This window comes from Streptomyces sp. NPDC127595 (genome assembly GCF_042671685.1).
Taxonomy (GTDB): domain Bacteria; phylum Actinomycetota; class Actinomycetes; order Streptomycetales; family Streptomycetaceae; genus Streptomyces.
Window position 1 is genome coordinate 1 of the sequence record NZ_JBHXWK010000025.1, and the last position, 18,928, is coordinate 18,928.

At 72.7% G+C, this 18,928-nt stretch carries 2 protein-coding genes; both read left to right on the forward strand.

From position 1 onward, the window contains the following. Nucleotides 1-24 precede the first annotated feature (24 nt). Nucleotides 25-14,328 carry an amino acid adenylation domain-containing protein gene (locus ACFVKT_RS39940; RefSeq protein ID WP_385741864.1) on the forward strand — a complete coding sequence of 4,768 codons (14,304 nt, stop codon included), beginning with the start codon at nt 25-27 and terminating at the stop codon, nt 14,326-14,328. Continuing rightward, nucleotides 14,325-18,893 carry an amino acid adenylation domain-containing protein gene (locus ACFVKT_RS39945; protein ID WP_385741867.1) on the forward strand — a complete coding sequence of 1,523 codons (4,569 nt, stop codon included), beginning with the start codon at nt 14,325-14,327 and terminating at the stop codon, nt 18,891-18,893. The genes ACFVKT_RS39940 and ACFVKT_RS39945 overlap by 4 nt, the downstream gene beginning before the upstream one ends. Nucleotides 18,894-18,928 lie beyond the last annotated feature (35 nt).

Below are 18,928 nucleotides of genomic sequence, written 5' to 3' on the forward strand. Positions count from 1 at the left end.
CGGTGGACGGCTGGTGGCGAGTTGGTGTTCGCCGGGCGTGCGGACGCGCAGATCAAGATCCGGGGGTTCCGGGTCGAGCCGGGTGAGATCGAGGCCGTGCTGGCGGCGCACGAGTGGGTCCGGCAGGTCGTGGTGATCGCGCGGGAGGACCAGCCGGGTGTCAAGCGGCTGGTCGGGTACGTCGTTCCGGAGAGCGGCGTGAGTGTGGACCCGGTGGAGTTGCGGTCGTTCGTGGCCGGGCGGCTGCCGGGGCACATGGTCCCGGCCGCGGTGGTGGTGCTTGAGGGTATTCCGGTGACGGTCAACGGGAAGCTGGATCGTGCTGCTCTGCCGGCTCCGGACTTTGTCGCGCAGGTGGGCAGTCGTGCCCCGGCGACTCCCGCTGAGGAGGTGCTGTGCGGGTTGTTCGCCGAGGTTCTGGGCGTGGAGCGGGTCGGGGTGGAGGACTCGTTCTTCGACTTGGGCGGGGACTCGTTGCTGGCGATGCGGCTGATCGCCCGTGTCCGGTCCATCCTGGGCGTCGAGGTCGGCATCCGCGAGCTGTTCACCGCACCGACGGCGACAGCCGTTGCCCAGATCGTCGAAGGCGACGGAGGCGGAGCCGGACGGCCCGCACTCACGGCGCGGGAGCGGATCGACCCGATGCCGCTGTCCCCCGCGCAGCAGCGGATGTGGTTCCTGAACCGGCTGGAGGAGACGGGAGAGGGCGCCGCCTACATCGTTCCGGTGGCGCTGCGGCTGTCGGGCGAGGTGGATGTCGCCGCGCTGGAGGCGGCGTTGGGGGATGTCGCCGACCGGCATGAGGCCCTGCGTACGGTCTTCCCCGACGCCGACGGCCTGCCGCGCCAGCACCTCCTGCGGGGTGCGGCCGGACGTCCGGATCTGGCCATCACCCGCGTCGACGACAGCGACCTGGACGACGCCTTGGCCGCCGAAGCGGCCGTCGCCTTCGACCTGCGCCGGGAACTGCCGTGGCGGGTAAGGCTGTTGACGGTGTCGCCGACGGAGTCGGTGCTGGCGATCGTCGCGCACCACATCGCGGTCGACGGCTGGTCCATGGACGTGCTCGCCAGGGATCTGCGCGCCGCCTATACCGCGCGGCGGGCGGGCAGCGCGCCGGAGTGGACACCGCTGCCCGTCCAGTACGCCGACTACACGCTCTGGCAGCGCGACGCACTCGGCGACCCCGACGACCCCGACAACGCCATGGCGACCCAGCTCCGCCACTGGCGCGACACGCTGGCCGGCCTGCCGGAGGAACTGCCCCTGCCGACCGACCGCCCGCGCTCCGCGGTGCCGTCGTTCCACGGCGGTCTCGTGCCGGTCGAGGTGGACGCCGACGTGCACGCAGGACTGTCGGAGGTGGCGCGGCGGCACGGTGTGACGATGTTCATGGTGGTGCAGGCGGCGCTGGGCGTCCTGCTGTCGAAGGTGGGCGCGGGCACCGACATCCCCCTGGGCACGCCGGTCGCGGGACGCGGCACCACCGCGCTGGACGACCTTGTCGGGTTCTTCCTGAACACGCTGGTGCTGCGTACGGACGTCAGTGGTGATCCGTCGTTCGTGGAGTTGCTGGGGCGGGTGCGGGAGACCGACCTGGCCGCCTATGCGCACCAGGATGTGCCGTTCGAGCGGCTGGTGGAGGACCTGAACCCGGCCCGCTCACTGTCCCGCCACCCCCTCTTCCAGGTCATGCTGAACCTGGAGAACGCTCCCGCCGCCAGCTGGGATCTGCCCGGCCTGGAGGTCGAGCAGCTGCCCTCCCTGCCGCTCCCCGCAAAGTTCGACCTGTCCGTCACGCTCGCCGAACGCCGCGACAAGGCGGGGACACCGGCCGGGCTCACCGGGGAGCTGGAGTATTCCACCGACTTGTTCGACGAGGTGACTGTCAGGGGGCTGGCGGATCGTTTTACCCGGGTGTTGGAGCAGGTGGCGGTGGATCCGGGGGTGCGGGTCGGCGCGATCGAGGTGCTGTCGGACGCGGAGCGTGGGCTGGTCCTGCACGGGTGGAACGACACTGCTCGTGTGGTGCCCGGCGGCACGCTCGTGGAGTTGTTCGAGGCGCAGGTGGTGCGGTCGCCGGGTGCGGTGGCGGTGGTGGGGCAGGGCCGGTCGTGGACGTATGCGGAGTTGAATGCGCGGGCCAATGGTGTGGCGTGCGGGCTGATCGGGCGGGGGGTTGGTCCGGAGGCGCTGGTCGGCGTGCGGTTGGAGCGGTCGGTCGAGCTGTTGCCCATGCTGCTTGGTGTGCTTAAGGCGGGTGCGGCGTATGTGCCGTTGGATGTCGGGCTTCCGGCGGGGCGGCGGGAGGCGATCGCGGCTGAGGCGGGGGTCGTGGTGACGCTCACCGGCGGTGAGGACGTTGCCCCGGTGGTGGAGAACCCGGAGGTGAGGCCGGGGCCGGAGAACCTCGCGTATGTGATGTATACGTCTGGTTCGTCCGGGGTGCCGAAGGGTGTGGCGGTCACGCACCGCAATGTGGTGGCGTTCTGCCTGGATGAGGCCTGGACGGAGGATGTGGTCGAGTGTGTGCTGTTTCAGGCGAACCATGCCTTTGACGCCTCGACGTATGAGATCTGGGTGCCGTTGTTGCGTGGTGGTCGGCTGGTGGTGGCGCCGGCGGGGGAGGTGGACGCGGCGGAGCGTGGTGCTCTGATCGCGGAGCATGGTGTGACGAATGTGCATGCGACGGCGGGGTTGTTCCGGGTGTTGGCGGAGCAGTCGCCGGAGATTTTTGCCGGGGTGCGGGAGGTGTCCACGGGCGGTGATGTGGTGTCCGCGTCGGCGATCCGGACCCTGCTCGCGGCCCATCCGGGTCTGGTGGTGCGTACCACGTACGGGCCGACGGAGAACACGGCGTTCACGACGCACTTGCCGTTCACGGCGGGGGATGAGGTGCCTGCGGCGGTGCCGATCGGTCGTCCGATGGACAACACCCGTACCTATGTGCTGGACGGCTCGCTGCGTCTCGTGCCGCCGGGTGTGGCCGGTGAGTTGTATGTCGCGGGTGAGGGTGTGGCGCGTGGTTATGCGGGTCGTCCGGGGCTGAGTGCGGAGCGGTTCGTGGCCTGCCCGTTCAGTGAGTGCGGTGAACGGATGTATCGCACTGGGGATCTGGCTCGCTGGCGTGGGGACGGTGTGCTGGAGTTCGCGGGGCGGGTTGATGAGCAGGTGAAGATCCGGGGTTTCCGGATCGAGCCGGGCGAGGTCGAGGCCGTACTGAGCGCGCAGGAGTGCGTGCGTCAGGCGGCGGTGATCGCCCGGGAGGACCAGCCCGGTGTCAAGCGGCTGGTCGCCTACCTTGTCGGCGACGTGGACGAGCCCGCGCTGCGGGAGTGGGCGGCCGAGCGCCTGCCGGAGTACATGGTGCCGTCGGCGTTCGTGACGCTCGACGCGATCCCGCTGACCAGGAACGGGAAGCTGGACCGGGCTGCCCTCCCCGCCCCGGACCTGGCGGGCCGGACCACCGGCCGCGCCCCCGCCACCCCTGTCGAGGAGATCCTCTGCGGCCTGTTCGCCGAGGTTCTCGGCCTGGAACAAGTCGGGGCCGAGGACTCCTTCTTCACCCTCGGCGGCGACTCGATCATGTCGATGCTGGTCGTGTCCCGGGCCCGCCGCGCGGGTGTCGTGATCACGGCGCGGCAGGTGTTCGAACAGCGCACCCCCGCCGCCCTCGCCCGAGTCTCCGTTCCGGTCCGGCGGACCGACCAGGACGCGGACAACGCCGTCGGGACGATTCCGCTCACGCCCGTCATGCGGGAACTGGCCGAGCGCTCGGGGCCCATGGCGCTGTCGAGCGGCTTCGGCCAGGCGATGCGGGTGACCGTCCCCGCGGGCCTGGACGAGGAGCGGCTGGTGGCGGCGGTGCGAGCCGTCCTCGGCCACCACCCTGTGCTGCGCTGCCGACTGGAGGCGCCGACGGACGCAGAGCCGTGGCGGCTCGTCGTGCCGCGAGCGGGTGCGGCGGAGGCGGAGATCGCCCAGGCATGTGTCCGCCGTGTGGACACGGCCGCGGCACCGCACGACCTGGACGAACTGGCGGAGCTGGAAGCGGAGAGGCTGGCGCCGCGCGCCGGGGTCATGCTGCGGGTGACGTGGTTCGACGCCGGTTCTGACCTGCCTGGGACGCTGCTGCTGGTGGCGCATCACCTGGTCGTGGACGGGGTGTCGTGGCGGGTGCTGCTGCCCGACCTGGCGACGGCCTACGACGACCCCGGCGCCCTGGAACCGGTCGGCACCTCGTTCCGGCGCTGGGCCACCGAACTGCGGGCACAGGCGGCCCACCGGTCCCGAGTCGACGAACTGCCGCACTGGGCCGCCCTGTTGTCCGGCCCCGACGCGGAGCTGGCGGAGCCGGAGGCTGACGGCACCGGGACGCACGAGGTCTCCCTGACGGTGCCGAGTGGGATCACGGCGGCGTTGCTGCACCACATCCCTGCCGCGTTCCACGTCGGCGTGGACGAGGCGCTGCTGGCCGGGCTGTTCGCGGCCGTGACCGACCACCAGCCGGAGGCCGCGGGCGGCACACTGGTGGACATCGAGGGACACGGCCGGGAACCCTTGACGCCGGACATGGACCTGTCCCGGACGGTGGGCTGGTTCACCAGCACACACCCGGTCCGGCTCGATCTGCCCGGGATCGATCCGGCGGGTGTACGGGCCGGTGCCGCGGCTGCGGGCACGCTGCTCAAGCGCGTCAAGGAGCAGGTGCGTTCGGCTCCCGGGGACGGCCTGGGGTACGGCATGCTGCGTCACCTCAACGCGGTCACCGCTCGGGACCTGGCCGCCCTGCCAACCCCGGCGATCAGGTTCAACTACCTGGGCCGATTCGCCGCGGCGGAGGGCTCCTGGCTCCCGACGGCCGCTGGACTGAGGCCGGTGGGGCACGTCGACGGGACCGCCTCGCACCTGCTCGACGCCGAAGGGCTCGTCCGGGGTCTGCCGGACGGTCCGGAGCTGACCCTGTTGCTGAGCGGCCCCGCCGACCGCATCACCCGCCGCACGCTCGACACGCTGGCCGCGAACTGGGCGGCAATGCTCGGCGGCCTCGCCGCGCACGCGGCCACCCCGGACGCCGGCGGACACACCCCGTCCGACTTCCCCCTGGTCACCCTGCCCCAGGAGCAGATCGACGAACTCGACGCCGACACCCCGGACGTGGACGAGGTATGGCCGCTGTCGCCGCTGCAGGAGGGACTGCTGTTTCACGCGGGCTATGACGAGCAGGCGCGCGACGTGTACGTGGAGCAGCGCTCCCTCGAACTGGCAGGCCACGTGGACGCGGAGGTGCTGCGCGCCTCCTGGCAGGCGCTGCTGGACCGCCACCCGGGCCTGCGTTCGGGCTTCCGTGACCTCGGGGGCGAGCGCCCGGTCCAGGTCACGGCGCGGAACGTCACGATGCCCTGGCAGGAGACGGACCTGTCGCACCTGGGGGACGAGGCCGACGCGGAGGCACGCCGACTGGCCGCGGCGGACCACGCCCGTCCACTCGACGTGGCGCGGGCACCGCTCCTGCGAATCCTGCTGCTCAAGCTGTCGGAGACCCGGCACCTGATGGTGCTGACGATGCATCACATCGTGCTGGACGGCTGGTCCCTGCCGATCCTCTTCCAGGAGCTGTCGCAGGTGTACGCGGCGGGCGGGAACGCGACCGGCCTGCCACCGGTCGCCCCCTACCGCGACTACCTGGCCTGGCTGGACCGCCAGGACCGGGACGCGGCCCGGGCGGCCTGGGCGGAGGCGCTGGAAGGGCTGACCGAGCCGACCCAACTGGCAGCCGCCGACACCGGTGCCGCCGGCCATGCTTCTGCCGACAGTGCTCCCGCCCATGTGACCACCTGGTTCGATGAGAACCTGGCGTCCCGTCTGCGGGACGTGGCGCGTCGGCACGGTCTGACGCTGAACACCGTCGTGCAAGGCGTATGGGGGCTCCTTGTCGGCATGCTGGCGGGCCACCGCGACGTGGTGTTCGGCGCGACGACGGCCGTCCGCCCGGCCGAGCTGCCGGGCGTGGAACGCATGCTCGGCCTGTTCATCAACACCGTTCCGGTGCGGGTGACTTCGGACCCCGCGTCGCCGATCGTGGAGCTGCTGACGGACCTCCAGGCCCGGCAGTCGGCACTGCTGCCCCACCAGCACCTCGGCCTCACCGAGATCCAGCGCCTCGCCGGACCGGGCGCGGTATTCGACTCGATCCTCGTCTACGAGAACCTCCCCGAGACCGACCAGCCGTCCACCGCTGACGAGGGCCTGGACATCGCCGACGACGGCCTGGACATCGCCGAGATACGCGGTGAGGACGCCGCCCACTACCCACTGATTCTCGGCATGATCCCGGAGATCCGCGAACTCCGGCTGGACTACCGGCCCGGTCTGCTCGACGAGGCGTCGGCGCGGGGGCTGCTGGGGCGGGTGGTACGGGTGTTGGAGCAGGTGGCCGCGGATCCGGACGTGCGGGTCGGCGCGATCGACGTACTGTCCGCCGACGAGCGGCATCGGGTGGTGGCGGAGTGGAATGCCACCGCCCGTCCGGTGCCGGAACAGTCCCTGGTCGCCCTGTTCGAGGCGCAGGTGGTGCGGTCGCCGGGTGCGGTGGCGGTGGTGGCTGGGGAGACGCGACTGACGTACGCGGAGGTGAATGCGCGGGCCAATGGTCTGGCTCACCATCTCAGGGGTCAGGGCGTGGGCGTCGAGAGCCTGGTCGGTGTCCGTGCGGAGCGGTCGGCGGACCTGGTGCCCATGCTGCTTGGTGTGCTTAAGGCGGGTGCGGCGTATGTGCCGTTGGATGTCGGGCTTCCGCGATCGCGGCGGGAGGCGATCGCGGCTGAGGCGGGGGTCGTGGTGACGCTCACCGGCGGTGAGGACGTTGCCCCGGTGGTGGAGAACCCGGAGGTGAGGCCGGGGCCGGAGAACCTCGCGTATGTGATGTATACGTCTGGTTCGTCCGGTGTGCCGAAGGGTGTGGCGGTCACGCATCGCAATGTGGTGGCGTTCTGCCTGGATGAGGCCTGGGCGGAGGGTGTGGTCGAGTGTGTGCTGTTCCAGGCGAACCATGCCTTTGATGCCTCGACGTACGAGATCTGGGCGCCGTTGCTGCGCGGCGGGCTGCTGGTGGTGGCGCCGGCGGGGGAGGTGGACGCGGCGGAGCGCGGTGCTCTGATCGCGGAGCACGGTGTGACGAATGTGCATGCGACGGCGGGGTTGTTCCGGGTGTTGGCGGAGCAGTCGCCGGAGATTTTTGCCGGGGTGCGGGAGGTGTCCACGGGCGGTGATGTGGTCTCCGCATCCGCGATCCGGACCCTGCTCGGAGCCCATCCGGGTCTGGTGGTGCGTACCACCTACGGCCCCACGGAGACGACTGCGTTCACGACGCACTTGCCGTTCACGGCGGGGGATGAGGTGCCTGCGGTGGTGCCGATCGGTCGTCCGATGGACAACACCCGCGCGTATGTCCTGGACGGCTCGCTGCGTCTCGTGCCGCCGGGTGTGGCCGGTGAGTTGTATCTGGCGGGTGAGGGTGTGGCGCGTGGTTATGCGGGTCGTCCGGGGCTGAGTGCGGAGCGGTTCGTGGCGTGCCCGTTCAGTGAGTGCGGTGAACGGATGTATCGCACCGGGGATCTGGCCCGCTGGCGTGGGGACGGTGTGCTGGAGTTCGCGGGGCGGGTTGATGAGCAGGTGAAGATCCGGGGCTTCCGGATCGAGCCGGGCGAGGTCGAGGCCGTACTGAGCGCGCAGGAGAGCGTGCGTCAGGCGGCGGTGATCGCCCGCGAGGACCAGCCCGGTGTCAAGCGCCTGGTCGCGTATGTCGTGGGCGATGTGGACGAGGCGGAGCTGCGCCGGTACGTCGTGGACAGGCTCCCGGAGTACATGGTGCCGGCCGCGTTCGTGACCGTGGACGCGATCCCGCTCACCAGGAACGGGAAGTTGGACCGGGCTGCCCTCCCCGCCCCGGACCTGGCAGGCCTGACCACCGGCCGAGCTCCCGCCACCCCTGTCGAGGAGATCCTCTGCGGCCTGTTCGCCGAGGTCCTCGGCCTGGAACAAGTCGGGGCCGAGGACTCCTTCTTCACCCTCGGCGGCGACTCGATCATGTCGATGCTGGTCGTGTCCCGGGCCCGCCGCGCGGGTGTCGTGATCTCGGCGCGGCAGGTGTTCGAACAGCGCACCCCGGCGGGCCTGGCACGCGTGGCGGAGCTGGGAGGCGCGCGTGCTGTCAGCGATGTGGGCACGGGAGCGGTGCCGTTGACGCCGGTGATGCGTGAGGTTCTGGAGCGGTCGGGCCCGGCGGCGCTCGGCGAGGCGTTCACCCAGTCGATGGTGGTGACCGTCCCCGCGGGCCTGGACGAGGAGCGCCTGGTGACGGCGGTGCGGGCCGTCGTGAACCACCATGACATGCTTCGCGCCCGCCTCTGTCCCCCGGAGAACCCCCCGGAGAAGGGGACGTGGCAGCTGGACGTCCCGCCTCCGGGATCGACGTTCGCGCCGGTCCGGCGAGTGGACGTGTCCGGCCGGGACGGCGACCTCGGCGACTCCATCGAGCAGGAGGCAGGCCGGTACCCCGATCCGTACGCCGGACAGATGCTGCGGGTGACGTGGTTCGACGCCGGTTCTGACCTGCCTGGGACGCTGCTGCTGGTGGCGCATCACCTGGTGGTGGACGGGGTGTCGTGGCGGGTGCTGCTGCCCGACCTGGCGACGGCCTACGACGACCCCGGCGCCCTGGAACCGGTCGGCACCTCGTTCCGGCGCTGGGCCACCGAACTGCGGGCACAGGCGGCCGGACCGGTGCGCGCCGCGGAGCTGCCCGAGTGGACCCGGATTCTCTCGGGCCCGGATCCCGTGGTGGGCGACCGGCCGCTCGACCCGGCGGTGGACACGGTCCGCGCGGGGACGCACCGGTTGTCGCTGACCCTGCCGAGCGACGTGACCGAGGCTCTCCTGCGCCGCATACCCGCCGCGTTTCACACGGGAGTCGACGAGGTGCTGCTGGCCGGTCTGGCCGTTGCGATCACCGAGTGGCAGCGCGGGCGCGGGCGCGACACGACGGCTGGGATGCTGGTGAACGTCGAGGTGCACGGGCGGGAGCCGCTGGCGCCGGACATGGACCTGTCCCGGACGATCGGCTGGTTCACCGGCTCTCGTCCGGTCCGGCTGGACACCTCGGGTACGGAACCCGGCCGGGTCAGGGCCGGGGCCGCGGATGCGGGCGTGCTGCTCAAGCGCGTCAAGGAGCAGATCCGTTCGACGCCAGGGGACGGCCTCGGCCACGGCATGCTGCGCCGGCTCGCCCCGGACACCGCCGACACCCTGGCGCAACTGCCCGTACCCCAGGTCGGGTTCAACTACCTCGGTCGCTTCGGCGCGGCGGCGGACGGCGCTTGGCAGCCCGCCGGGGAGTCGGCACTGGGCGGCTCCTCGGACCCGGACATGGCGCTGGCCCACGCGCTGGAGGCGGGCGGCGTCGTGCTCGACCGGCCGGAGGGCCCCGAGCTGACCCTGTCGCTCACCGCACCGGCCGGACTGCTGGACGAGGCGGTGCTCCGGGACCTGGCCGGACGCTGGGTCGCGATGCTCGGCGGCCTGGCCGCGCACGCCGCCGACCCGACCGCGGGCGGGCACACCCCGTCCGACCTCCCCCTGGTGACCCTCACCCAGGAACAGGTCGACGAACTCCAGGCCGCGCACCCCGCCTTGACGGACGTCTGGCCGCTCGCCCCGCTGCAGGAAGGGCTGCTGTTCCACGCAGGATACGCAGGCGAAGGTGGCGACGGCGGCGGCAACGACGCCTACGTCTGGCAGCGTTCGCTGGAACTCACCGGTCGACTGGACGCAGCCGGGCTGCGGGCGTCGTGGCAAGCTCTGCTGGCGCGGCACACCAACCTGGGCGCCGCATTCGTCACCCCGTCCGGGCAGGACCAGCCGGTCCAGGTGATCATCTCCGGCCTCGCGCCTTCCTGGCGGGAGGTGGACCTCACCGGCGGCGATGGCGAAGCGAACACGGCCGAGGCCGAGCGGATCGCGGCAGCAGAGCGCGCCCGCGGATTCGATCTGGCGCAGCCGCCGCTGCTGCGCCTGGTGCTGATCCGGATGGCCGAGGCCCGCCACCGCCTGATCGTCACGATGCACCACATCGTGCTGGACGGCTGGTCACTGCCGACGCTGTTCGGCGAGCTGTGGCAGCTGTACGCGGCGGACGGCGACCCGTCCGGCCTGCCACCCGCCGCCCCCTACCGCGACTACCTGGCGTGGCTGGACCGCCAGGACGGCGTTGCCGCCCGGCATGCCTGGCGGCAGGAGCTGGCCGGGCTGGACGAGCCGACACTCGCCGGTCCGGTCGAGCCGGGGGCGGTGGAGACGCTGCCCCGGCACGTCGTCACCCACCTGGACGCCGGCACCGCGCGGGCGCTGGACCAGATGGTCCGCGACCGGGGCGTGACGATGAACACCGTCGTCCAAGGCGCTTGGGCGGTGCTCCTCGGCGTGCTCACCGGCCGCAGCGACGTGGTGTTCGGCTCGACGGTGGCCGGCCGGCCGGCGGAACTGCCGGGCGTGGAGAGCATGGTGGGCCTGTTCATCAACACGGTGCCCGTACGGGTCACCCTCGACCCCGCTCGGCCGATCGCCGACCTGCTGGCCGACCTGCAGTCCCGCCAGTCGGCGATGCTGGCCCACCAGCACATCGGGCCGGCCGAGATCCAGCGGCTGGCCGGTCCGGGTGCCACGTTCGACACCCTCGTCGTCTACCAGAACTTCCCGTCGTCCTCGCCGGGACCGGTCGGGCTGTCCGTCGGCGTGGTCGAGGGGGAGGACGCCGCGCACTACCCGCTCACCGTGGTCGTGACCCCGGGGGAGCGGGTCGAAGTACGGCTGGAGTACCGGGCGGACGCCTTCGACGCCCCGACCGTTCAGGCGGTGGCGGCGCGGCTCGCCGAACTGCTGCGGCAGATCGCGACCCGGCCCGACACCCCGGTGGCGGCCCTGACGCCGCTGACCGCGACGGAACGGCGGCAGGTCGTCCACGACTGGAACGCCACCGCCACCGCCGCCCCCGTCCCCGGGGCGACGCTGGCGAGCCTGTTCGAGGCGCAGGCCGCGAGGACGCCCGGCGCGACCGCCGTGGCCGACGCCGAATCCACGCTCACCTATACCGAGTTGGACGAGCTGGCAGCCCAGGTCGCGCATGAGCTGATCGCCCGGGGCGTCGGCCCGGAGGACCTGGTCGGCGTCGTCATGGAACGCGGGACCGAGCTGTACGCGGTGCTGCTGGGCGTGCTGAAGGCGGGCGCCGCCTACGTCCCGGTGGACCCCGGCTACCCGGCCGAGCGGATCGCGTTCACCCTCACCGACGCCCGCCCGGCGCTGGTGGTGTGCACGAGCACGACCGCCGGTGCCGTACGGGAAGCGGGCATCGAGCGCATCGTGTGGGACGACCCGGCGACGCGGGCCGCGCTGGCGGCACGCCCGCGCACCGGTCCCGCGGACGCGGACCGGGTCAGGCCGCTACGTCCCGCGCACCCGGCGTACGTCATCTACACCTCCGGGTCGACCGGCATACCCAAGGGCGTGGCGGTGCCGCACGCGGGCGCGGTGAATTACGTCAGCTGGCGCTCGGCCGCCTACGGCTGGGGGCCGGGGGAGCGGGTGCTGCAGTTCGCCTCGGTGTCGTTCGACACCTCGGTGGCGGACATCTTCCCGACGCTCACCTGCGGCGCGACGCTGTGCGTGGCACGCCGGGACGTCGACCTGGCCGGGGAGCTGGCGCTGCTGGAGGTGACCGCCGCGACGTTCACCCCGTCGGTGCTGGACTCGCTGGCGGAGGAGGCGGACAGCCCCGCGCTGCGCCGTGTCCGCTGCATCGTCACGGCAGGCGAGGAGTGCACCCCTGACCTGCTGCGACGGTGGGCTCCTGGCCGCGCCTTCCACAACGAGTACGGGCCGACCGAGGCCACCGTGGACGTCACCTGCTGGACCAGCCCGTCCGGCGAGGTGCCCGACGTGGTGCCGCTGGGCGGCCCGATCGCGAACGTGCGGGCGTACGTCCTGGACGAGTTCCTGCGCCCGGTGCCACCCGGGGTGATCGGCGAGGTGTATGTGGCGGGTGCGGGCGTGACGCGCGGATATGTGCGCCGTCCCGGCCTGACCGCCGAGCGGTTCGTGGCGTGCCCGTTCACCGGGGGCCGCATGTACCGGACCGGCGACCTGGCGCGCTGGAGCACCGGCGGCGACCTGGTGTTCGCGGGCCGCGCCGACGAGCAGGTGAAGATCCGCGGTTTCCGGGTCGAGCCCGGGGAGATCGAGACGGTGCTGGCCGGGCATCCGGACGTCGTGCGGGCGGCGGTGATCGCCCGCACCGACTCCGGGACCAAGCGCCTGGTCGGCTATGTCGTCCCGGCCGGTCCCGGCGGCGCCGACACCGCCGGGCTGCGTGCCTACGTCGCCGACCGGCTGCCCGACCACATGACTCCGGCCGCCGTGGTGCGGCTGGACGCGATACCTCTGACCGTGCACGGCAAGCTGGACCGGGCCGCGCTGCCCGCCCCGGACTTCGCCGGGCTGGCCACCGGCCGCGCCCCGGCCGGCCCCCGCGAGGAGCTGCTGTGCGGACTGTTCAGCGAGGTGCTGGGCCTTGAGCGGGTCGGCGCGGACGACTCGTTCTTCGCGCTGGGCGGCGACTCGATCTCCTCGATGCTGGTGGTGGCGCGAGCCCGCCGGGACGGTCTGGTGCTCACCCCCCGGCAGATCTTCGAGCACCGCACCGCCGCGGCCCTCGCCCGGATCGCCGCCGACCGGGGCCAGGACGGGGACGCGCCCGCCGCCGACGCGGAGCCCGACGTGCCGACCGGGCCGATTCCGGTGACCCCCGTCATGCGGGAGCTGTACGAACGGTCGGGACCGGCCGCGCTGTCCGGCGGGTTCTGCCAGTCGACGCTGGTGACCGTCCCGGCCGAGCTGCGGCTCGACGCGCTCACGGCGGGCGTACAAGCGCTGCTGGACCACCACGACGCATTGCGGGCCCGGCTGGCCGTCCCGGCCCACGAGCCGCCGTATCTGCTGGTGCCCGAGCGCGGCACGGTCGCGGCCGAGGACTGTGTACGCCGTGTCGACGTCGCGCACCTCGACGGCGGTCGGCTGGCCGACTTGATCGCCGAGCGGTCTGACGAGGCCATGGCACGCCTGGACGCCCGGTCGGTCCTCGTGCAGGTGGTGTGGTTCGACGCCGGACCGCACCGAGCGGGACGGCTGCTGCTGGCCGTCCACCACTTGGCGGTGGACGGCGTCTCCTGGCGCGTGCTGCTGCCCGACCTGGCCGCCGCCTGTGCCGCCGCGGCGGACGGGCTGGAGCCCGAACTGCAGCCCGTCGGCACCTCGTTCAGGCGGTGGGCCCGCGGACTCGCCACGGAGGCCACGCGCCGGGCCGGTGAACTCCCCGAGTGGATCCGGATCCGGTCCCTCGCCGAGCCGCCGCTCGGCGGACGTCGGCTGGACCCGGCGCGGGACACGGTCGCCGCGGGCGTGCACGAGGCCGAGCGCCGAATCCCGGCGGACACCGCGGAGGAGCTGCTGACCCGGGTCCCGGCCGCGTTCCACGCGGGGGTCGACGATGTCCTGCTGGCCGGTCTCACGGCCGCGCTCGCCGCCTGGCGCCGCCGCCGAGGCCAGGACGCCACCGGTGTACTGGTCGACCTGGAGGGTCACGGCCGGGTGCCGCTGACCGCGGGGATGGACCTGAGCCGCACGGTCGGCTGGTTCACCAGCTCGCATCCGGTGCGGCTCGACGCGGGCACCGCCGACCTGGCGGAGGTGCGCGCGGGCGGACCGGCGGCGGGCGAACTCGTCAAGCGGGTCAAGGAGCAGCTGCGGGCCGTACCGGGCGACGGCCTCGGCCACGGTCTGCTGCGCCACCTCAACCCGGACACCGCACCAGCCCTGCGGGACCTGCCCGAGGCGCAGGTCGGGTTCAACTACCTGGGCCGGTTCAGGGCAGGGGACGGCACAAAGGACTGGGCGCCGGTCGGCGACTCGGCCGTGGGCGGCGCCGCCGATCCGGCGATGGCCGCGACGCACGCGCTGGAGGCGGGCGGTGTGGTGCTCGACCGTCCCGACGGGCCCGAGCTGACGCTGACGCTGGCGTCCCCGGCCGGGCTGCTGGACGAGGCCGACCTGCGGGAACTGGCCGCGCTCTGGGCGGACACGCTCACCGGCCTGGCCGCGCACCGCGCCGACGCGGACATGGGCCACACGCCGTCCGACTTCCCGCTCGTGACGCTCGACCAGAACGAGATCGAGGAGTTTCAGATCAAGCTCGCCGATGGAGGGGGAACACGGTGATCGAGGTGCGGATCGAGGACGTGTGGCCGCTGTCGCCACTGCAGGAAGGCTTGTTGTTCCACGCCGGATACGACGAGGACGCCCGCGACGTGTATCTCGTCCAGGGCGTGGTCCAACTGACCGGCGCACTGGACCCCGAGGTGCTGCGGGCCTCCTGGCAGGCCCTGCTGGACCGGCACGCCAGCCTGCGCGCAGGGTTCCAGCGGCGCGGGTCCGGCGACCCGGTCCAGGTCATCGCACGGGGGGTCGAACTGCCGTGGGAACAGGCCGACTTGTCCGCGCTGACCCTGGCCGAGGCCGAGGAGGAAGCGGGCCGGATGGCCCGCAGCGAACGCTCCCGCCGGTTCGACCTGGAGACGCCGCCGTTGCTGCGGCTGCTGCTGGTGAGGCTCGGCGTCGGACGCGACCAGCTGGTGATCACGATGCACCACCTCGTCATGGACGGGTGGTCGCTGCCGGTGCTGTTCGACGAACTGTCGCAGGTCTACGCGGCCGGCGGGGACGCGGGCGTGCTGCCGCCCGTCACCTCGTACCGCGACTACGTGGTGTGGCTGAGCAGCCGCGACCGGGACGCCGCCCGCGAGGCATGGCGGCGGGAACTGGCGGGCCTGAACGAGGCGACGCTGGTCGGGCCCGCAGGACCGGACCGTGAGCCCCGGCTGCCCGCGCGCGTCTCCACCCGTCTTCACGGCGAGCCCGCGGCACGGCTGCGCCGGGTGACCCGTGACCTCGGTGTCACGATGAACACCGCGGCGCAGGCCGCATGGGGACTGCTGGTCGGGCAGCTGACGGGGCGCGGCGACGTGGCGTTCGGCGCGATCGTGTCCGGGCGGCCCATGGATCTGCCAGGCGTGGAGCGGATGGTCGGGCTGTTCATCAACACGGTCCCCGTGCGCGTCGCCACAGCGCCCGCGGACACCCTGGCCGCGACGCTGAGACGACTGCAGGACGCCCAGTCCCGGCTGCTGGACCACCACCACGTCGGCCTCGTGGACATCCAGCGTGCCGCCGGACAGGGAGCGGTGTTCGACACCCTCCTCGTCTACCAGAACTATCCACGCGACTCCGAGGGGCCCCTGCGCCTCGCCGGTCTCGAAGTCGCGGGAGGCGGCGGCGAGGACGCCTCGCACTACCCGCTCACCTTGGTCGTCACCCCCGTCGAGGACGCGCTGGAACTGCGGCTGGACTACGGGTCCGACGTCTTCGACGAGCAGACCGCGTGGGCGCTGATGGGCCGCCTGGTGCGCATCCTGGAACAGCTGGCCGCCGCCTCGCACACACGGATCGCGGACCTCGACACGCTGTCCGCCGAGGAACGGCGGACGGTCCTGTACGGGTGGAACGACACCCGTCGTGCCGTCCCCGGCGGCACGCTCGTGGACCGGTTCGAGGCGCAGGCCGCGCGGACCCCGGACGCCGTCGCGGTGGTCGGGCAGGGCCGGTCGTGGACGTACGCGGAGCTGAACGCGCACGCCAACGGGGTGGCGTACGAGCTGATCGGCCGGGGAGTCGGCCCGGAGGACCTGGTCGGCGTTCTGCGGGAGCGGTCGGCCGAACTGGTGCCGGTGCTCCTGGGCGTGCTCAAGACCGGGGCGGCCTACGTGCCGCTGGACCCCGCCAACCCTGAGGGGCGCCGCCGGTCCGTCCTCGCCGAGGCAGGGGTATCGGTCGTCGTCACCGACGGGGACCGATTCGCCCCGGCCGAGCAGAACCCCGGGATCCGGATCTCGCCCGCGAACCTGGCGTACGTGATGTACACCTCGGGCTCGACCGGCGTCCCGAAGGGCGTGGCCGCCGCGCACGGCAACGTGGTGGCGTTCTGCCTGGACGGGGCCTGGACCGAGGACGTGACCGAGTGTGTCCTGTTCCAGGCCAACCACGCCTTCGACGCCTCCACCTACGAACTGTGGACACCGCTGCTGCGCGGCGGCCGCCTCGTCGTCACGCCACCCGGCCAGGTGGACGTGGCCGAACGCGCCAGGTTGATCGCCGAACACGGCGTCACCAACGTCCACGCCACCGCGGGCCTGTTCGGCGCGTTCGCCGAGGGGGCGCCGAACATGTTCACCGGCGTGCGGGAGGTGTCCACCGGCGGCGACGTGGTGTCGGCCACTGCCGTCCGCACCCTCCTTGAGACCCACCCGGGCCTGGTCGTCCGCACCACGTACGGCCCGACCGAGACGACCGCGTTCACCACCCAGGTCGCCTTCACCGCCAGCGAGGGAGTCCCGGCGGCGGTGCCGCTCGGCCGCCCGATGGACAACACGTCCGCGTACGTCCTGGACCGCTTCCTGCGCCCCGTTCCGCCCGGCGTCGTCGGCGAGCTGTACATCGCCGGCACCGGCCTGGCACGTGGTTACGCCGGACGTCCGGGGCTGACGGCGGAACGATTCGTCGCGTGCCCGTTCGACCCGGCCGACGGGCGCATGTACCGCACCGGTGACCTCGCACGCTGGGCTACGGGCGGGCTGCTGATGTTCGCGGGCCGCGCCGACGAGCAGGTGAAGATCCGCGGCTTCCGGATCGAACCGGCCGAGGTCGAGGCGGTGCTCGGCGCCCATCAGGACGTCGCCCGCGCGACCGTGATCGCCCGCGAGGACACGCCCGGCACCAAGCATCTCGTCGGCTACGTCGTACCCGCTCCGGGCGCGGCCGTGGACGTGGCGGCGCTGCGCGCGTTCGCGGCGGACCGGCTGCCGGACTCCATGGTCCCCGCGGCGATCGTGCCGGTGGACGCGATACCGGTCACCGCCAACGGCAAGGTGGACCGGGCGGCGCTGCCCGCCCCGGACTTCGCCGCCCCGCTCACCGGACGCGCCCCGGCCACCCCGGTCGAGGAGCTGCTGTGCGGGCTGTTCGCCGAAGTCCTCGACCTGGACGCCGTGGGCCCCGAGGACTCGTTCTTCGCTCTCGGTGGCGACTCGATCACCTCGATGCTGGTGGTCGCGCGAGCTCGGCGTGCGGGCGTGCGGATCTCGGCGCGGCAGCTGTTCGAGCACCGTACCCCCGCCGGCCTGGCGAGCGTCGCCGAACTGACCGCCCAGGACGGCACGCAGGAACCGGACGACGACCCGCTCGGCACCGTCCCGCTGACCCCCGCGATGCTGGACATGGCCGAACGGACCGACCTCGCGGGCCGGTTCTCCCAGTCGACGGTGATGACCGTGCCGGCCGGACTCGACCACGACCGGCTGGAGACGGCCGTCCAGGCCGTCCTCGACCACCACGACTCACTGCGATCCCGCCTGTGCCGCACCGCCGACGGCACCTGGAGCCTGGAGATACCGCCGCCCGGCACCGCGGTCCGCATCCGCCGCGTCGTCGCCGCCGGTCCCGGGACATGGGACGACCTGGTCGCACGAGAAGCCGAGCGGGCCGCCGGGGAACTCGACCCGCGGGCAGGCGTGATGCTGCGCGCGGTATGGCTCGACGCCGGGCCCGAGACCCCAGGCCGACTGCTGCTCGTGGCGCACCACCTGGCGGTGGACGGCGTCTCGTGGCGGATCCTGCTCTCCGACCTCGTCACCGCCTATACGACCCCGGACGCCCAACTCGCCCCCGTCGCCACCTCCTTCCGTGCCTGGGCCCGGGAACTGGCCGCCCAGGCGACCAGCCAGGCCCGCGTGGACGAACTCCCGACATGGCGCGACATCCTCGCCGGACCCGACCCGGTGCTGGGCTCCCGGCGCCCGGATCCGGCCCAGGACTCCCTGGCGGCCGGAACACACGCCATGTCGGTGACCCTGCCCCCCGACACGACCACCGCACTGCTGGACGGCGTGGCCACCGCCTTCCACACCGGGGCCGACGACGTCCTGCTGGCCGGCCTGGTCGCGGCAGTGGTCCGTCGGCGGCGCGCCCGTGGCGCCGCCACTGGCGGACTCCTGGTGGAGATCGAGGGACACGGGCGCGAACCGCTGCGGCCCGGCATGGACCTGACCCGCACGACCGGCTGGTTCACCAGCGCGTACCCGGTACGCCTCGACACCGGCGCCATCGACCTCTCCGGCGTACGGTCCGGCGGGCCGGCGGTGGACGTGCTGATGAAACGCGTCAAGGAGCAGCTGCGCGCCGTCCCCGCCGACGGCCTCGGCCACGCCCTGCTGCGGCACCTCAACCCGGCCACCGCCCCGGTGCTGGCCGCACTGCCGAGGCCGCAGGTCCGCTTCACCTACCTGGGCCGGTTCCCCGCATCCGGCCCCGGCAGCGCTCCGAGCGGTCCCGGTGAGTGGCGGCCCTACGGACAGCTCCTGGACGGAGGCGCGGCCGCGGACACGGCCGTCACACACACCCTCGACGCCACCGCCGTCGTCCACGACCTGCCCGACGGCCCGCACCTGACCGTGTCGGCGGTCAGCCCCGTGGGCTTCCTGGACACCCCTGCCCTGGAAGACCTCGTCGTCGACTGGGCCGCCATGCTGAACGGCCTCACAGCGCATGTGGCCGCCCCCGGCAGCGGTGGCCACACCCCCTCGGACTTCCCGCTCGCCGAGATCAGCCAGGACGAGCTGGACGAGTTCGCCGTGATCGCGGAGGCGTTCGAGGACCGAGGACTGCCCACCTGAACGACTGGCTACCTGAACACCGTCCGGAGGACACA